General features: G+C 69.6%; 11 protein-coding genes. 6 read left to right on the top strand and 5 right to left on the bottom strand.

Features of this window, described 5'->3' with window-relative positions:
* The first annotated feature begins 11 nt into the window (after nt 1-11).
* The 6 genes from BN1187_RS01730 to thrC all read left to right on the top strand — a co-directional run bounded on the left by BN1187_RS01730 (nt 12) and on the right by thrC (nt 8846).
* On the top strand, nt 12-1523 hold the full coding sequence (locus BN1187_RS01730; RefSeq protein WP_040158203.1) for an NADH-quinone oxidoreductase subunit M: 1512 nt from the start codon (nt 12-14) through the stop codon (nt 1521-1523).
* Nucleotides 1523-3112 (top strand): NADH-quinone oxidoreductase subunit NuoN, encoded by a 1590-nt coding sequence (gene nuoN, locus BN1187_RS01725; RefSeq protein WP_040158201.1) that lies wholly within the window; start codon nt 1523-1525, stop codon nt 3110-3112. Before BN1187_RS01730 ends, nuoN begins: the two co-directional genes overlap by 1 nt.
* A 112-nt stretch (nt 3113-3224) precedes the next feature.
* Nucleotides 3225-4127: a polyprenyl synthetase family protein gene (locus tag BN1187_RS01720; RefSeq protein ID WP_082034537.1), complete on the top strand. Its 903-nt coding sequence runs from the start codon at nt 3225-3227 to the stop codon at nt 4125-4127.
* A gap of 239 nt (nt 4128-4366) precedes the next feature.
* Entirely contained in the window at nt 4367-5782 is a 1416-nt protein-coding gene (locus tag BN1187_RS01715) for an amidase (RefSeq protein WP_040158198.1), read from the top strand.
* A gap of 586 nt (nt 5783-6368) precedes the next feature.
* Nucleotides 6369-7118, top strand: a complete 750-nt coding sequence (locus BN1187_RS01710) for a DUF559 domain-containing protein (protein ID WP_157754719.1) — start codon at nt 6369-6371, stop codon at nt 7116-7118.
* A gap of 252 nt (nt 7119-7370) precedes the next feature.
* Nucleotides 7371-8846 carry a threonine synthase gene (gene thrC / locus BN1187_RS01705; RefSeq protein ID WP_040158195.1) on the top strand — a complete coding sequence of 492 codons (1476 nt, stop codon included), beginning with the start codon at nt 7371-7373 and terminating at the stop codon, nt 8844-8846.
* Between the two features lie 42 nt (nt 8847-8888).
* Here thrC and BN1187_RS01700 read toward each other — a convergent pair whose 3' ends face one another.
* The 5 genes from BN1187_RS01700 to BN1187_RS01680 all read right to left on the bottom strand — a co-directional run bounded on the left by BN1187_RS01700 (nt 8889) and on the right by BN1187_RS01680 (nt 15786).
* Complete coding sequence (locus tag BN1187_RS01700) at nt 8889-10943, bottom strand: M13 family metallopeptidase (RefSeq protein ID WP_040158193.1); 2055 nt, start codon at nt 10941-10943, stop codon at nt 8889-8891.
* 86 nt (nt 10944-11029) lie between these two features.
* Entirely contained in the window at nt 11030-12325 is a 1296-nt protein-coding gene (locus BN1187_RS01695) for a YihY/virulence factor BrkB family protein (RefSeq protein WP_072041926.1), read from the bottom strand.
* Nucleotides 12326-12473: 148 nt separating this feature from the next.
* Nucleotides 12474-12824: a hypothetical protein gene (locus tag BN1187_RS01690; protein ID WP_147675043.1), complete on the bottom strand. Its 351-nt coding sequence runs from the start codon at nt 12822-12824 to the stop codon at nt 12474-12476.
* A 23-nt stretch (nt 12825-12847) separates the two neighbouring features.
* The gene (locus BN1187_RS01685) at nt 12848-13933 is read right to left on the bottom strand and encodes a 2-oxoacid:ferredoxin oxidoreductase subunit beta (RefSeq protein WP_052462166.1); all 1086 of its coding nucleotides are present in this window, start codon (nt 13931-13933) and stop codon (nt 12848-12850) included.
* Entirely contained in the window at nt 13930-15786 is a 1857-nt protein-coding gene (locus BN1187_RS01680; protein ID WP_040158188.1) for a 2-oxoacid:acceptor oxidoreductase subunit alpha, read from the bottom strand. Before BN1187_RS01680 ends, BN1187_RS01685 begins: the two co-directional genes overlap by 4 nt.
* Between the last annotated feature and the right edge of the window lie 41 nt (nt 15787-15827).

The following is a 15827-nucleotide window of genomic DNA, read 5'->3' as shown; positions in this document are numbered from 1 at the left end:
TTTCCACCACCATGACTTTCCCCTGGCTCACCATCCTCGGCCTGGTGCCGCTCGTCGGCGGGTTGCTGCTGTTCCTGCCGATGCGCGAGGCGTCCAAGTGGCTCGGCATGTTCTTCGCCCTGCTCACGCTGGGCTTCGGCATCGGCGTGGCCGTCATGTACACGGGAGGTGCCGACCTGTCGGTCCAGGTCCCCTGGATCCGTCCGCTCGGCGCCTACTGGGCTCTCGGCCTCGATGGCATGGGGCTGGCCATGGTCATGCTGACCGTGATCCTGACGCCGATCGTGTTGCTGGTGGAGTGGCGCTCGTCCGGCCTCGCGGGACGCTGGAGCTCGCAGGCATTCTTCGCGCTCGTGCTGATCCTCGAGGGACTGTCGGTCTTCGTGTTCACCGCGAACGACGTCCTGCTGTTCTACCTCTTCTTCGAGGCGACGCTGATCCCGATGTACTTCCTCATCGTCGGCTACGGCGGCCCGAAGGCCGGCCGGGCGGCGCTGAAGTTCCTGCTGTTCAGCCTCGCCGGCGGCCTCATCATGCTGGCGTCGGTGATCGGCGTGTTCGTCGTGTCGGCGAGCGCGGGGCGTCCGACCTACCTGCTGTCCGAGCTGGCCGCCGTCCCGCTCGGCGGTGACGTCGGTCGCTGGCTGATGCTCGGCTTCCTGATCGCGTTCATCGTCAAGGCGCCGATGGTGCCCGTCCACACCTGGCTCCCGGACGCCGCGGAGCAGGCCACGCCGGGGTCGGCGACGCTGCTCGTGGGCGTCCTGGACAAGATCGGCACGTTCGGCATGATCAAGTTCTGCATCGGGCTCTTCCCCGAGGCGAGCCGCTGGGTCGCCCCCGCGATGGTCGTGCTCGCGCTGGTCTCGATCGTGTGGGGCGCTCTCGCGGCGATCGGTTCGAAGAACATGATGCGGCTGGTGTCGTACACGTCGGTCAGCCACTTCGGCTTCATGGTGCTGGGCATCTACGCGTTCACCACGACCAGCCTGTCCGGCTCGATGTTCTACATGCTCAACCACGGCTTCAGCACCGCCGCGCTGTTCCTGGCGGTCGGCTACCTGGTCAGCCGCCGCGGCACCGCCGACATCGACGCGTTCGGCGGCATCCAGAAGGTCGCCCCCGTGGCCGCTGGGATGCTGATGGTCGCCGCGCTGTCGTCGCTCTCCCTGCCCGGCATGGCGACGTTCCCGAGCGAGTTCATGGTGATGTCCGGCGCGTTCGGCCGCTACCCGGTGATCGCTGGCCTGTCGACGCTCGGCATGGTGCTGTCCGCGGTGTACGCGTTGCGGCTGTACCGCCGTCCGATGACCGGGCCGGTCAACCAGGAAGCGGCCGCCCCCTTCGAGGGGCGCGACCTGAACGTCGTCGAGCGGTTCGCGATGGTGCCGATCATCGGGGCGCTGCTGCTGTTCGGTTTCTATCCTCAGCCGGCCGTGAAGCTGGTTGAGCCAACTGCCCAGGCGGTCATGCAGCGGGTCCAGCTCGCTGATCCGGCGCCGGCTGTAGAGGGAGTCAAGTGATGACGTCGTTGCTGCCGCTTTACCAGATCACCGTCCCCACGCTGGAGTTCCGCCAGCTGGCACCGGTGCTGCTGTTGTTCGGCGCGGCCTGCGTAGGCGTCCTCGTGGACGCGCTCATGCTCGGCCGGTCGCGGCGCTTCCGCTCCGAGGTGCAGATGGGCCTCGTGCTGGGCAGCATCGTCGCGGCGCTGGTCTACACCGTCTACAACTGGCGGGTCAGCGGAGGCGGCGAACTCGTCGCCATGGGCGCGCTCATGCTGGACGGCCCCACCTATCTGATGTGGAGCCTGCTGCTTTTCTTCGGACTGCTGGCCGTGATGCTGTTCAAGGAGGAGAAGCTCGGCGGGGGAGCGAACGCGTTCGCCTCGTCCGCGGCCGCGATCCCGGGCAGCGTCGACGAGGCCGAGGCCGACCGCTACCGGCTCGAACAGACCGAGATCTTCCCGCTGACGCTGTTCTCGCTCACCGGCATGATGGTGTTCGTCGCCGCCAACGACCTGCTGACGCTTTTTGTCGCGCTCGAGGTGTTCTCGCTGCCGCTGTACCTGATGTGCGGCATGGCTCGTCGCCGGCGGTTGCTGTCGCAGGAAGCCGCGCTGAAGTACTTCCTGCTGGGCGCGTTCAGCTCGGCGTTCTTCCTGTTCGGCGTGGCCCTGCTGTACGGCTACGCCGGGGCCTTCGACCTGCGGGCGATCGACGCGGCGGTGTCGAACCCGGTCTACGGGCGCGGCCTGCTCTACGCCGGCCTGGCGATGTTGGGCATGGGCCTGCTGTTCAAGATCGGCATCGTGCCGTTCGCGAACTGGATCCCCGACGTCTACATGGGCGCCCCGACCCCGCTGACCGGCCTGATGGCAATCTGCACGAAGCTGGCCGCCTTCGGCGCCACGATGCGCGTGTTCTTCGTCGCTCTGGGTGGCGAGGCCTGGACGTGGCAGCCCATCTTCGCGGTGCTCTCGCTGCTGACCATGGTCGTCGGCTCCGTCATGGCGCTGACCCAGCACGACGTGAAGCGCATGCTGGCCTATAGCTCCATCGCGCATGCCGGGTTCATCCTGACCGCGATCACCGGCGCCAACCAGAACGTCCCGGGCGGGCAGCCCACGGCGGTGTCGTCCGCGATGTTCTACCTGGCCGCCTACGGCCTTGCTACCGTCGGGGCCTTCGCCGTCGTCACGCTGGTGCGCAACGCCGCCGGCGAGGAGAACGACATGGCGGGGTGGAGTGGCCTGGCCGCGAAGAACCCGTGGGTCGCGGGCGCGATGGCGCTGTTCCTGCTGAGCATGGCCGGCATCCCCCTGACCGGTGGCTTCATGGGGAAGTGGATGGTGTTCTCGTCCGCCTGGTTCGGGGGCTACTGGTGGCTTGTCGTCGCCGGCGTCCTGACGAGCCTCGTGGCCGCGTTCATCTACCTGCGCCTCATCGTGACCATGTTCGGACAGGCGCCCGCGCGCACGACGTTCGTGGGCGACGCGTCCTACTGGACGTGGATCCCGATCATCGTCGGCGCCCTCGGCACGGTGGTGCTGGGCGTCGCCCCCGACCTCGTGCTCGGGCCGGCGACGATGCTCGGCTCGTTCCTGCGCTAACCTACGGGGCGATCGAGTGAGGAGCGATGTGGCGAGCGACTACCAGGATGATTTCGACTCCGCCTTCCAGGCGACCGTCCGTGAACGGCTGGAGGCTGTCGAAACCCTCTTGATGGAGGCCGCACGGGCGGAGACGGACTTCGTCACGGAGGCGGCGAGCCACATCATCCGGGCCGGCGGAAAGAGGTTCCGTCCGATGCTCGTCGTCCTGGCCTCGCAGCTGTACCCGGGCGCGGAGCCGGAGCGTGTCGACAAGGCCGCGATCGTGATGGAGCTCACCCACGTGGCGAGCCTCTACCACGACGACGTGATGGACGACGCGGATGTGCGCCGCAACGTGCCGAGCGCGAACACGCGCTGGGGCAACAGCGTGGCCATCCTGGTGGGCGATCTGCTGTTCGCGCGGGCGTCCTCGACGGTGGCGACGCTGGGTCCGGAGTACGTGCTCCTGCAGGCCGAGACGTTCGCCCGGCTGGTGCAGGGGCAGATCGCCGAGACACAGGGCCCGGCCGAGGGTCAGGACCCGCTCGAGTTCTACCTGAGCGTGATCGCCGACAAGACGGCGTCGCTGATCGCGGCGTCTGCGGTGTTCGGCGGCATGGTCGCCGGCGCCTCGCACGAGGAGCTGGACGCGCTCGCCCGCTTCGGCGAGGAGATCGGCACGGTGTTCCAGCTATCCGATGACATCATCGACATCACCTCGACGTCGTCCGGGAAGACTCCGGGGACCGACCTGCGGGAGGGCGTCCCGACGCTGCCCACGCTGATGCTGCTGTCCTCCGACGATCCCGCCGACTCGCGGCTGCGGGACCTCGTGTCGCGTCAGCTCGACAACGAGGCGGAGGTGTCCGAGGCGCTGGAGTTGCTGCGCGCCCATCCGTCCCTGGCCGCCGCGCGCGACGAGGTCGCGCGGCGCGCGGAGGTCGCGCGGTCCTACTTGGAGCCGCTGCCCGAGGGCCCCGCCCGGGACGCCCTGTCGGCCCTGTGCGACCAGGTGGTCACCCGCTCGAACTGAGGCTGGCTCGAGACAGGGGCGGCCGCGCCTCCCACTGCCGTCCATGATCGTCCGTGGGTCGGGGAGGGCCACCGGGGTTGGCGAGAAGTGCGTTCGCCCAGTGCGACCCAGCCGCGGGCGGCGTCCCCGGGCGGCTTCGCATTGACGGCCTCTCTCAGGGCCTCGCTCGGCTCCCGGAAGGAATCGCACCGCGACGAGGCGCCACCGTCGCGCGGGGTGCATCGCCAGCCAGCCGTAGCATGACCCTCGTGACTCTTTCTGCCTTCGACATGGTCGCCGCTGTCCGCGCCAGGAGCATCAGCGCATCTGAATTGGCCGCCGACGCGCTCGCTCGCGCCCGGGCGGCCGCCCATCTCGGTGCGTTCGCCCATCTGAGCGACGAGCTGGCCCTGAGCCAGGCGCGCGCCGTCGACGACACGATCGCCGCGGGCGGTGCCGAGGACCTCGCGCTGCCCGGCGTCCCCTGCCCGATCAAGGATCTCGCCGAAGTCGAGGGGCTGCCGTTCGAGGCGGGGAGCCGCGTCCTCGCCGGCAACGTCGGCAAGCACACCGACGCGGTTGCCGCGCGGCTCATCCGCGCCGGCACGCTCACCGTCGGCAAGACGTCGGCTCCGGAGTTCGGCTTCCCGTGCTACACCGAGCCCGCGGGCGGCCTTGCCGCAGTCACCCCGTGGGACCCCACGCGCGGGGCAGGGGGCTCGAGCGGCGGTGCGGCGGCTGCCGTCGCGGCCGGCATCGTCCCGATCGCCCACGCGTCCGACGGCGGGGGCTCGATCCGGATCCCGGCGTCCAGTTGCGGCGTCGTCGGCATGAAGCCGTCGCGCGGACTCGTCTCGACGCTTCCCACCAGGACGCCCGGCCCCGGCCTCGTCTGCGACGGCGTGATCAGCCGGACGGTCCGCGACACCGCGCTGGGGTTGGAGGTTGTGGCCGGCAACCGGCCGGGCGACACCTATGTGCTCCCGCACCGCCGCGGTTCCCTGCTGGCGGCCTGCGACGGCCAGGCGCCATCGCTGCGCGTGGGCGTCCTCACCACCCCGGTGATCTCGCGGACGGCGTCCGTTCACCCCGTCTGCCTGGACGCGGTCGAGCGCGCGGCGCGCCTGCTAGAAGACCTCGGCCACCGCGTCCAAGAGGTCGGGGTGCCGTTCCCCGCCGAGCGATGGGACGCCTTCCAGGCCGTGTGGACGACGGGTGCTGCGCTCCTGCCGATCCCCGACGGGGCGGAGACGCTGCTGACGCCGATGACGCGCTGGCTCCGAGAGGAAGGCCGGCGGGTCAGCGGCACGGAGTACGCGACGGCGCTGTCAGCGATCCAGGAACTGACGCTCGAGACGGCGCTGTCGTGGGCGGACGTCGACGTCGTGCTCACCCCGACCCTGGCGCAGCCGCCGGCGCGCCTGGGGGCCCTCCGGAACGACGACGATCCCGCCGCCGACTTCGCGGCACAGATCGACTACACCCCGTGGACCTCCATCGCCAACCTCACGGGGCGTCCGTCGATCTCGCTGCCCCTCCACCGCGCCGAGGTGGACGACACGGTGCTGCCAATCGGCGTCATGCTGACCGGACGGACCGGCTTCGACGCCGACCTGGTGCGGTTGGCCGCGCAGTTGGAGACCGCCGACCCGTGGCCGCTGGAGCTTCCTGCCTGATCCTCGTGCCGGGGCATGCGGGCGTGGCCAGGACGCTTGTCCCCCGGGAGATGCTGCTGCGTGGGCGTGGTCAGCCGAACCTCCCCGTTCGAGGTACGTCGGGAGGGTGTCCAGCAGGTCGCCACCGTGCTCGCGCGGCCTTCACGGAGCGCCTTGGCGCCCGCCTGCCGTGGATCTGCCGCGATTGCCGACCCACGGTCTTGCGCACCGCCGATTCACCTTGCTTTGCGCCAGGAGCGCCTCCGCGTCGGACTGTGCGGCGTCCGTCTTCGCGGGCTCGCGACGTCACAGGAGCAACGCTCGGTGCGTGGATGGGCGGCATGGCCCCTAGCCGCCAACACCCCGACGACACCGGTCGTCGGTTCCGTGACACGAGAGCTGTGTGAATTCCCATCGTGGGGGCATGAGGCAAGGCAGTCTGCTCGATCCAGCCACCGGAGTCGTCGACACGCGGGGCATGGGCGCTGCCCGCCGTCAGGCCGTTTCGCGAGCCGGTCGCCGCGGCGTCCTCAGGCGGGTCCTGCCCGGCATTTGGCTGCCCGCCGGCCACGAGATGGAGCTTGACTCGCGGGCCCGGGCGCTCTCGGTGGCCGACCCGGACGCCGTGATCACCGGCAGGGCGGCGGCGCACCTCACGTGGTGGCCGCAACTCAGCGCACGAACGCTGTCGGCGACACGAGCGTCCGCAGCGGCACGCGCCCCAGGATTCGACTTCCACCGTCGGCGGATCGACCCGGAACTCGTGACCCAGTACGGCGGTCTTCGTGTCACGACGGTGGCACTCACGGTGCTCGACCTCATCCCCGAGCTTGGGGGCGCGGCCATCGATGAAGCGCTGAGACGACGTGTGGTGACGCTGCAGGAATTGTGGGTGGCCCTGGACGCGACGCCGAACCGCCGGGGGAACGTACGCCGGCGGATGCTCCTGCACGATTCCCGCGATCAGCCCTGGTCAGAAGCTGAACGGCTCCTGCACCAGGTGATGCGCGGCGTGACGCTCCCGTGCCGATGGGTCAGCAACCACCGGGTCGATGTCGCCCACGAGGGAAGCGCCGGTGCCCCACCGACCATCGCCCACTACTACCTCGACGTGGCTCTCCCAGATCTGCTCCTCGACATCGAAGTCGACGGTCATGAGTTCCATTCGTCGAGGGAATCGTTCAGCCGTGACAAGCGTCGAGACGCGCACCTTGCCTCCGACGGCTGGCAGGTCGTGAGGATCTCTGCCCTTCAGCTCATGACGGAGCCGGCCGAGGTCCGCGCCCGGGTCCAGTCCATCGTGAGGCAGCGGCACGCGCTCTTCCGGCAGGGCCAGCCCGTGCTGGCCGCCGCTTGACCGCCGCGCCGACCGGCCTCGTGCTCGGGGACGATCAAGCTGCGCCCCGGGTCCGAAGGCCGGGCAGGGGAGGGGCCAGCGAGATTCCTGGGGGCGAGGGCTGGGAGCCACGCGGCCCTGTGTGTCCGCCCGGCCGACGCTGTGTCGCGACCAGAACCATCGGACCGGAGACCTCCACCCCCGCGCGGGCGAGGAGCGTCTCGCTCATGGGCGCTCGATCGTCCCGGGGGCGTGCGCCGTTAGGCTGGCCGGGTGAAGTACGTCTCCACCCGCGGCACGGCAGATCAGACCCCCCGTTCGTTCTGCGACATCCTCCTCGAGGGGCTCGCGCCCGACGGCGGCCTCTACGTGCCGGAGCGCTACCCGCGACTCGACAAGGCGACGCTGGCCGACTGGCGGCGCACGCTCACCGAGGACGGTTACCCCGCGCTCGCCTTCGAGGTGCTGAGGCTCTTCATCGACGACATCAGCGACGCCGACCTGCGCCGCCTCACCCAACACGCCTACGCCCCGGGCAAGTTCTCCGACCCGAAAGTCGTGACCACGGCCGACATCGGCGACGGGATGGCCCTCGGTCGCATCTCGAATGGCCCGACCGCCGCGTTCAAGGACATGGCGATGCAACTTCTCGGCGAGCTCTTCGAGTTCGAGCTGGGCCGCCGTGGCCAGGTGATCACCATCGTCGGCGCGACGAGCGGCGACACCGGGTCGGCTGCCGAATACGCGATGAAAGGCAAGCGCGGCGTCACCACCTTCATGCTCACGCCCCGCGGCCGGATGACGCCGTTCCAGCAGGCGCAGATGTTCACCTTGGACGATCCCCGCATCATCAACGTCGCGGTGGACGGTGTGTTCGACGACTGCCAGGACCTCGTCAAGGCCGTCAACAGCGACCTCGCCTTCAAGGCCGAGCATCACCTGGGAGCGGTCAACTCCATCAACTGGGCGCGCCTCGTGGCCCAGGTCGTCTACTACGTCGCCCTCTGGCTCCGCGTCACCGACAGCGACGATCAGCGGGTCAGCTTCGCCGTCCCGTCGGGCAACTTCGGCAACATCTGCGCCGGGCACGTCGCCCGCGAGATGGGCCTGCCGATCGACACGCTCGTCTTGGCGACCAACGAGAACAACGTGTTGGACGAGTTCTTCCGCACCGGCGTGTACCGCATCCGGACGGGCGCGGAGACCCACGAGACGTCGAGCCCCTCGATGGACATCTCCAAGGCGTCCAACTTCGAGCGGTTCGTCTTCGACCTTCTCGGACGCGACGGCGAGCGGGTGCGTCAGCTGTTCGTGGACGAACTCTCCGCGACCGGCGCGTTCGACCTCTCAGGCCTCCCCGAGTTCGGCACGTTGCGCGAGCGGTACGGGTTTGTGTCGGGCTCGTCGACCCATGCCGATCGGCTGGACGAGATCCGCCGGCTGTTCGAGTCGCGGGCGATCATCATCGACCCGCACACCGCGGACGGCGTTCACGTTGTCCGCACCTTGCGGGCAGAGGGCGTCGCGTTCGCCGAGCCAGCGGTGGTGCTGGAGACGGCGCTGGCCGTGAAGTTCTCCGAGACGATCAACGAAGCTCTCGGGCACGACGTCGAACGTCCGGCGTCCTTCGCCGGCCTCGAGGATCTTCCCCGCCGGGTCGTCGACCTCGACAACGACGAGGACGCCCTGAAGGCGCTGATCCGCGACACGCTCGCCGCGCTGCGAGCCGCCCCGGCCGCGGAGGCCTGAGCCGGGACGCGGAGGCTGCAGGGCCCCCGCGTCCCGCGGTCGTCACCAGATGCGGACGCGATCGGCGGGATCGAGCCACAACCCGTCGGACTCCCGCACCCCGAACGCGTCATAGAACGCGTCGATGTTGGCGACCACCTGATTGCACCGGAACTCCGCGGGGGAGTGTGGATCGGTCGCGATCTGCTCGGACAGCGCCTCGTCGCGCACCTTCTCAGCCCACGCGCGCGCCCAGCTCAGGAAGAACCGCTGCTCGAGGTTCGGCTCAGCCTGCCCGGAAGCCTCGGCCTGCGGGGACGGCTCGGAGGTGGCAGCAAGGTTCGAGGGCGCGGGATTCTCCGGGAGCCCGGCGGCCCCGGGCCGGTCGACATCCTCCACGCGAGCCCCCGTGGCGCCGTCCCCCTCCGTGGACGCCTCGGCCCCGTCACCGGCAGCGCCGCGGGACAGCTCCCACGCCCGGTGCGCGATCGCCAGCCCACCGAGATCGCCGATGTTCTCCCCGAGGGTCAGCTGGCCGTTCAGGTGGCGTCCGGGAAGCTGGGCGGGGCTCAGCGCGGAGTATTGGTCCACGAGCCGGTTGGTGCGGGCGGTGAACGCGGCGCGGTCGTCGTCGGTCCACCAGTTCCGCAGCCGGCCCTGCCCGTCGCACGTGGACCCTTGGTCGTCGAAGCCGTGCCCGATCTCGTGCCCGATCACCGCCCCGATGGAGCCGAAGTTCTCGGCGTCGTCGGCGTCCGGGTCGAAGAACGGCGGCTGCAGGATCGCCGCCGGGAACACGATCTCGTTGCGCAGCGGGTGGTAGTAGGCGTTCACGGTCTGCGGCGTCATGAGCCACTCCCAGTCGCGGACCGGCCCGGACGCCTTGGCGATGTCTTCGTCGAAGTGGAACTCGCTGGCCCGCTCCACGTTGCCGAGGAGGTCACCCGGCTCGACGGTGAGCGCCGAGTAGTCCTGCCACCGGTCCGGGTAGCCGATCTTGGGGGTGAAGTTCGCCAGCTTCTCCAGCGCCTCGGCGCGCGTCTGCTCTCCCATCCACTCCAGCGACCGGATCGACTCGCCGTAGGCCTGCAACAGCCGGTCGACCAGGACGCCGACCTGCTGCTTGGCGTCGGCGGGGAAGTGGCGCTCGACGTAGAGTTTGCCGACGATCTCTCCGAGGTAGCGCTGCACCACCTGGACGCCGCGCTTCCAGCGCTCCCGCTGCTCGGGGATGCCCTGCAGCGTCTTGCCGTAGAAGTCGAACCACGCGTCGTACACGGCCCCGGGCAGCGCGAACGCCCTGTCCTTCACCAGGTGGAACCGAGCCCAGCTGCGCCACACGCCGAGGTCGACCGCGTTCAGCAGTTCGGGCACCCCTTTGAAGAAGGACGGCTGGCTGAGCACCAGGCCGCCCACGCCGTCCGCCGCCGCGGCCAGCAGGATCGCGTCCCACGGCCAACCGAGGTCCGCCTGGTCCACCGGGTTGTAGGACGCCACCAGGTCGCGGCAGCGCACCTTGTCCCAGTGCAGGGCGGCGATGCGCGTCTCGAGGTCGAGCACAGCGTGCGCGGCGGCCGGGTCGTCCCCGGCGAACTGGAGCAGCCGCTCGATGAGCCGCAGGTAGGCCCTCCGAATGTCGGCGTGCTCTTCGAGGCGGTAGTACTCCTCGTCGGGCAACCCGATGCCGTCCTGGCTGAGGAACAGGCGGTAGTGCTGCGGATCGCCCGGGTCGGCGTCCACCCCGACGCTCAGCAGGCTCGTCACGCCCGAGCGCAGGCACCACCCCAGATACGAGGTGAGCTCGTCGACTGAGTCGAGGGACTCGATGCGCTCCAGCCCGAGCCAGTCGAGCCCGGCGCGTTCGATCTGCTCGGTGTCCATGAAGGACGCGAACATGTTTCCCACCCGCGCGGCGTCGGTGCCGGGCTCGGGCGACCCCTCGCCGAGCTCGGTGATCAGGTCGCGGACGTCCGCCTCCGCATTGTCGTGCAGCCGGTGGAAGACGCCGTAGCGGCCCTTGTCGGCCGGGATCTGGGTCGCCTGCAGCCACCGCCCGTTCGTGTGGCGGTACAGGTCATCGGCCGGCCGGACGGCGGGTTCGGTGTCGAAGGTGCTCATCACCCCAGACTAATCGGGGTCCCCGGGGCCGGACACGATTCCTCGCGCCGGACCCGGGGACCCCGATGACGGTGGTGCCCCGACGGTCAGTCCTTGTCGGGGTAGTGGTCGACCGGACGCCGCGGCGGAAGGTCCTTCGGGTCGGGCGCGTCGACGTCGTAGCCGAAGTGGTCGCGCGGGTGCGTGGAGGACTTCGCGGCCTCGCGCCGGCGCTTCTCGGCCTCCTTCTCCTTCTTGTCGAGCTCCTTCAGCTGGGCCGAGGACACCTTGTGGCTGCCCTTGCTCGGCGACTGGTCGGTTCCGGCGCGGTGGGTCTGGACGGTGTCCTCGTGCGCGCCCACGACGTCGTTGCCGTGTGTGGCCTCGAGCCGCATGCGGCGGCCGTCGGCGTAGTCCTTCTCGGCCTTCTTCTCCTTCTTGTCGGAGGCTGCGGTGTCGCGCTGGGGCAGCTGGATGTCCTCCTCGGCCTTGATGCCGCCGCGGAGCTCACGGGCTCGCTCCATCTCGGCATCGAACTCGGCGCCGAACAGCAGCGCGAGGTTGATGATGTTGAGCAGGAACAGGAAGATGATGACGCCGGCGAGGGCGCCGTACGTGGCGTCGTAGCTACCGAAGTTGCCGGCGTACAGCGCGAACGCGCCGCCCGCGACCGCGGCCATCACGAGTCCGATGACGGCGCCGGGGCTGATCCAGCGGAACTTGGGCTGGCGCACGTTCGGGGTGAAGTAGTACAGCATCGCGACGATGAGGATGGCCACGATCAGCAGGATCGGCCACTTGATGATCGAGAACACCGTCAGGAAGAGCGAGCCGAGCCCGAAGAGTTGCCCGATGGTGTCGAGGATCGGCCCGGAAGCGGTGATCAGCACCAGCGCGACGGCGACGAGCACGAGGATGGCGGCGGTGAGCAGATACTGCGTCAGGTTGAGCTTGATCGGGCCCCGTCCCTCGGGCACCTCGTAGATGCGGTTCAGCGCGCGGCCGAACGCCTTCACGTAGTTGGACGCCGACCACAGCGCGGTCAGGATGCCCAACACCAGGCCGAGCCCCGGCGCGGGCGCCGTGAGCAGGTTCTGCAGCACGGGCATGATGGTCGCCATCGTGTCCTGGGGGACGATGCGACCGACCTCGCCGAGCAGGGAGTTGACGGCGTCGGCGTTCTGTCCGAACAGGCTCAGGATCGACACCAGGGCGATCAACCCCGGGAAGATCGACAAGACGGTGTAGTACGTGAGTCCGGCGGCGAGGTCGGACAACCCGTCATCGCCGAACTCCCGCATCGTGGTGCGCAACACGTACTTCCAGTCACCGCCCTTGAGCTTCGCCGGCGAGTCCGGCTTGGCTGGATCTTCTGGGGCAGGGGCGTTCTTCGTGTCGGCCATCGCGTTCCTTTCGAGGGGGAAGGGGGAGTCGGGTCACCCTAGCCTAGAACGGACGGCCCGTCCCCGGCAGTTCCTGCGCCGGTTACGCGTCGAAGTTATGCAGACGTGCTGTGCGGACGGCCGGGCGCGAGGCCGCCACAGGCGCTGGTCAGGCGTCGAACAGGACGCCGCTGATGGCCGCGGCCTCCCCGCGGAGGCGCTCGGCGCGGACGGTCTCGCCCTGGGCGAGGCACGCGGCGGCCTCACGCTCGCGTCCGTCGCACTGCTCGAGCAGGATGCGCCGGACCTGGTGGTCGCCGACGGGGATCCTGGTGGGGGTGCAGGACGCGGCCAGGATGGCGAGTGCTTCTCCGGGGAGCTGGATGCTCTCGGCCTCGGCCAGAGCGGTGGACGCGCCGGCGAGACCGGCGACGGCCGTCAGGTCTCGTCTACGGCGCGCATCGCGCAGCGCCGAGGCCAACCGCGCGTGCAGACCTGATTCGGAGGAATTCGAGGACACCGTGTAACGATAAGGCAGCTCGATCACACAGTCCATGTGTCGTGACCCGTAACGAGACGCTGTAATTCACTTATTCGATTGTTAGCATCCGGAACCGTCACCTGGGCGCGCGCCTCGTCGTCGTAGACCGGCCGGTCGACGTCGCGGAAGATGCCGATCGGGGCCGACGACAGCGCCTGGCTGTCGGTCAGCTGTGCGATCGCCAGGGCCTGGGCAGCGTCCTCGCTGCGCGCGTCGTGGACGATGAGGTTCTCCTCGCCGACGTCCGCGACGGTGACGACCTCCAGGCTGCCGGTGCGGTGGTCTCGGGCCACGCCGAGATGCTGCTGGGCGCCGAAGATGATCGGCTCGCCGTCGCGCAGCGGGATGAGGGCGGGGGAGTTCTGCTCCTTGAGGCCGTCGAACGCGCCGTCGTTGAAGATCGGGCAGTTCTGGTAGATCTCCACCAGGGAGGCGCCGCGATGGTTCACCGCGGCGGTCAGCACCTCGGTCAGGTGCTTGCGGTCGGAGTCGACCGTGCGCGCGACGAACGTGGCCTCCGCGCCGAGCGCCAGCGCGACGGGGTTGAACGGGTGGTCGATCGAGCCGTTGGGGCTCGACTTGGTGACCTTGCCCTCCTCGGACGTCGGCGAGTACTGACCCTTCGTCAGCCCGTAGATGCGGTTGTTGAACAGCATGATCGTGATGTTCACGTTGCGCCGCAGCGCGTGGATCAGGTGGTTGCCGCCGATCGACAGCGCGTCGCCGTCGCCGGTGACGACCCAGACCGCCAGGTCGGGCCGCGTCATGGCGAGCCCGGTCGCGATGGACGGAGCGCGCCCGTGGATCGAGTGCATGCCGTACGTGTCGAGGTAGTACGGGAAGCGCGAGCTGCAGCCGATCCCGGACACGATGACGGTGTTCTCACGCTTGAGGCCCAGCTGCGGCATCAGCGACTGGAACGCGGCGAGCACGGCGTAGTCACCGCAGCCGGGGCACCAGCGCACCTCCTGGTCGGAGATGAACTCCTTGCGGTTGAGCGGGGTGAGGCTCAGCGGGACGCGGGTCAGCCCCTGGGGGGCGGCGGCCGCGTCCTCGATGGCGGCCTGGTGCTCGGTGGTCGTGGTCATCGGACGTCCTTTCCGTCGACGATGTCGATGAGGTCGGGCTCGAACTCCGCCGGGGAGATGGGCAGGCCGCGCACCCGGGAGTACACGCGGGCGTCCACCAGGTAGGTCGAGCGCAGCAGCGACGTGAACTGGCCGAGGTTCATCTCGGGGACGACGACGCGGCGGTAGGCGCGCAGCACGTCGCCGAGGTTGCCCGGCAGCGGGTTCAGGTGCCGCACGTGCGCAACGGCGACGTCACGGCCGCTGAGCCGGACGCGGCGGGCGGTCTCCGCGATGGGGCCCCAGGTGGAGCCCCACCCGACGACGAGCGTGTCGGCTCGTCCGCTCGGGTCGTCGACGACGACGTCGGGGATATCGCGGACGATACCGGCGACCTTCTGCTGGCGGAGGTTCACCATCAGCTCGTGGTTGGCGGGTGCGTAGCTGATGTTGCCGGTGCCGTCGGCCTTCTCGATGCCGCCGATGCGGTGCTCCAGCCCGGGGGTGCCGGGGACGGCCAGCGCGCGGGCCAGGTTGGCGTCGCGCAGGTAGGGCAGGAACGTGTCGTCCGGCCCGTTGGCCTCGGTCGCGAACCCGGGATCGATGGCCGGCAGCGCCTCCAGGTCGGGCACCAGCCACGGCTCCGCGCCGTTGGCGAGATAGCCGTCGGTGAGGACGATGACGGGTGTGCGGTACTTCAGCGCGATGCGGCACGCCTCGAACGCGGTGGTGAAGCAGTCACCCGGAGACTGGGCGGCCAGCACCGGCACCGGGGCCTCGCCGTGGCGTCCGTAGAGGGCCTGCTGCAGGTCGGCCTGCTCGGTCTTCGTCGGCATGCCGGTGGAGGGGCCCGCGCGCTGCACGTCGCAGATCACCAGGGGCAACTCCAGCATGGTCGCGAGGCTGATGAACTCGCTCTTGAGCGCCATGCCCGGACCGGACGTCGACGTCACGCCCAGGTTGCCGCCGTAGGACGCGCCGAGCGCCGCGCCGATGGCGGCGATCTCGTCCTCGGCCTGGAACGTCATGACGCCGTGGTTCTTGACCTTCGACAGTTCGTGCAGGATGTCGGACGCCGGCGTGATCGGGTACGCGCCGAGGAAGAGCTTCAGGCCAGCCTTCGCCGCGCCCGTCATCAGGCCCATCGCGAGCGCCTTGTTGCCGGTGATCTGCCGGTAGAGGCCGGTCTCGAGCGGTGCGGCCTTGACCTCGAAACGGACGGCGAAGCCTTCGGTGGTCTCGCCGTAGTCGTAGCCGGCCTTCAGCGCCGCCTTGTTGGCGTCGCGGATCTGAGGCAGATGGTCGAACTTCGCGTCGAGGAACTCGATCGTCCTGTCGAGCGGACGGGAGTACAGCCAGCTGAGCAGGCCTAGCGCGTACATGTTCTTCGCGCGGGACGCCTCCTTGCGGCCGAGCCCGAAGTCCTTGACGGCGGCCACGGTCTGGCCAGTGAGGTCGAGCGCGTGCACCTGGTAGGCCTCCAGGGTGCCGTCCTCGAGCGGGTTCGACTCGTAGCCCACCTTCGTCAGGTTGCGCTTGGTGAAGTCGGTGGCGTCGGCGATGATCGTGCCGCCGCGCGCGAGGTCGGGCAGGTTCGCCTTCAGGGCGGCCGGGTTCATCACGACGAGCACGTCCGGCGCGTCGCCGGGGGTGCGGATGTCGGTGTCCGCGAAGTGCAGCTGGAAGCTCGACACCCCGGCGATCGTTCCCTGCGGGGCGCGGATCTCCGCGGGGAAGTTGGGCAAGGTGGCGAAGTCGTTGCCCAACGCGGCGCTGTCCGCGGTGAAGCGGTCGCCGGTGAGCTGCATGCCGTCGCCGGAGTCGCCGGCGAAGCGGATCACGACGCGGTCGAGCGAGTGGAGAGTGGACGTCACGGGATCTCTTTCAACGGGTTCGCTCAGGATATCTACAAGGG

Source organism: Nigerium massiliense, from assembly GCF_000826085.1.
Classification (GTDB): domain Bacteria; phylum Actinomycetota; class Actinomycetes; order Propionibacteriales; family Propionibacteriaceae; genus Propioniciclava; species Propioniciclava massiliense.
This window is presented reverse-complemented; position numbering and strand designations above follow the sequence as displayed.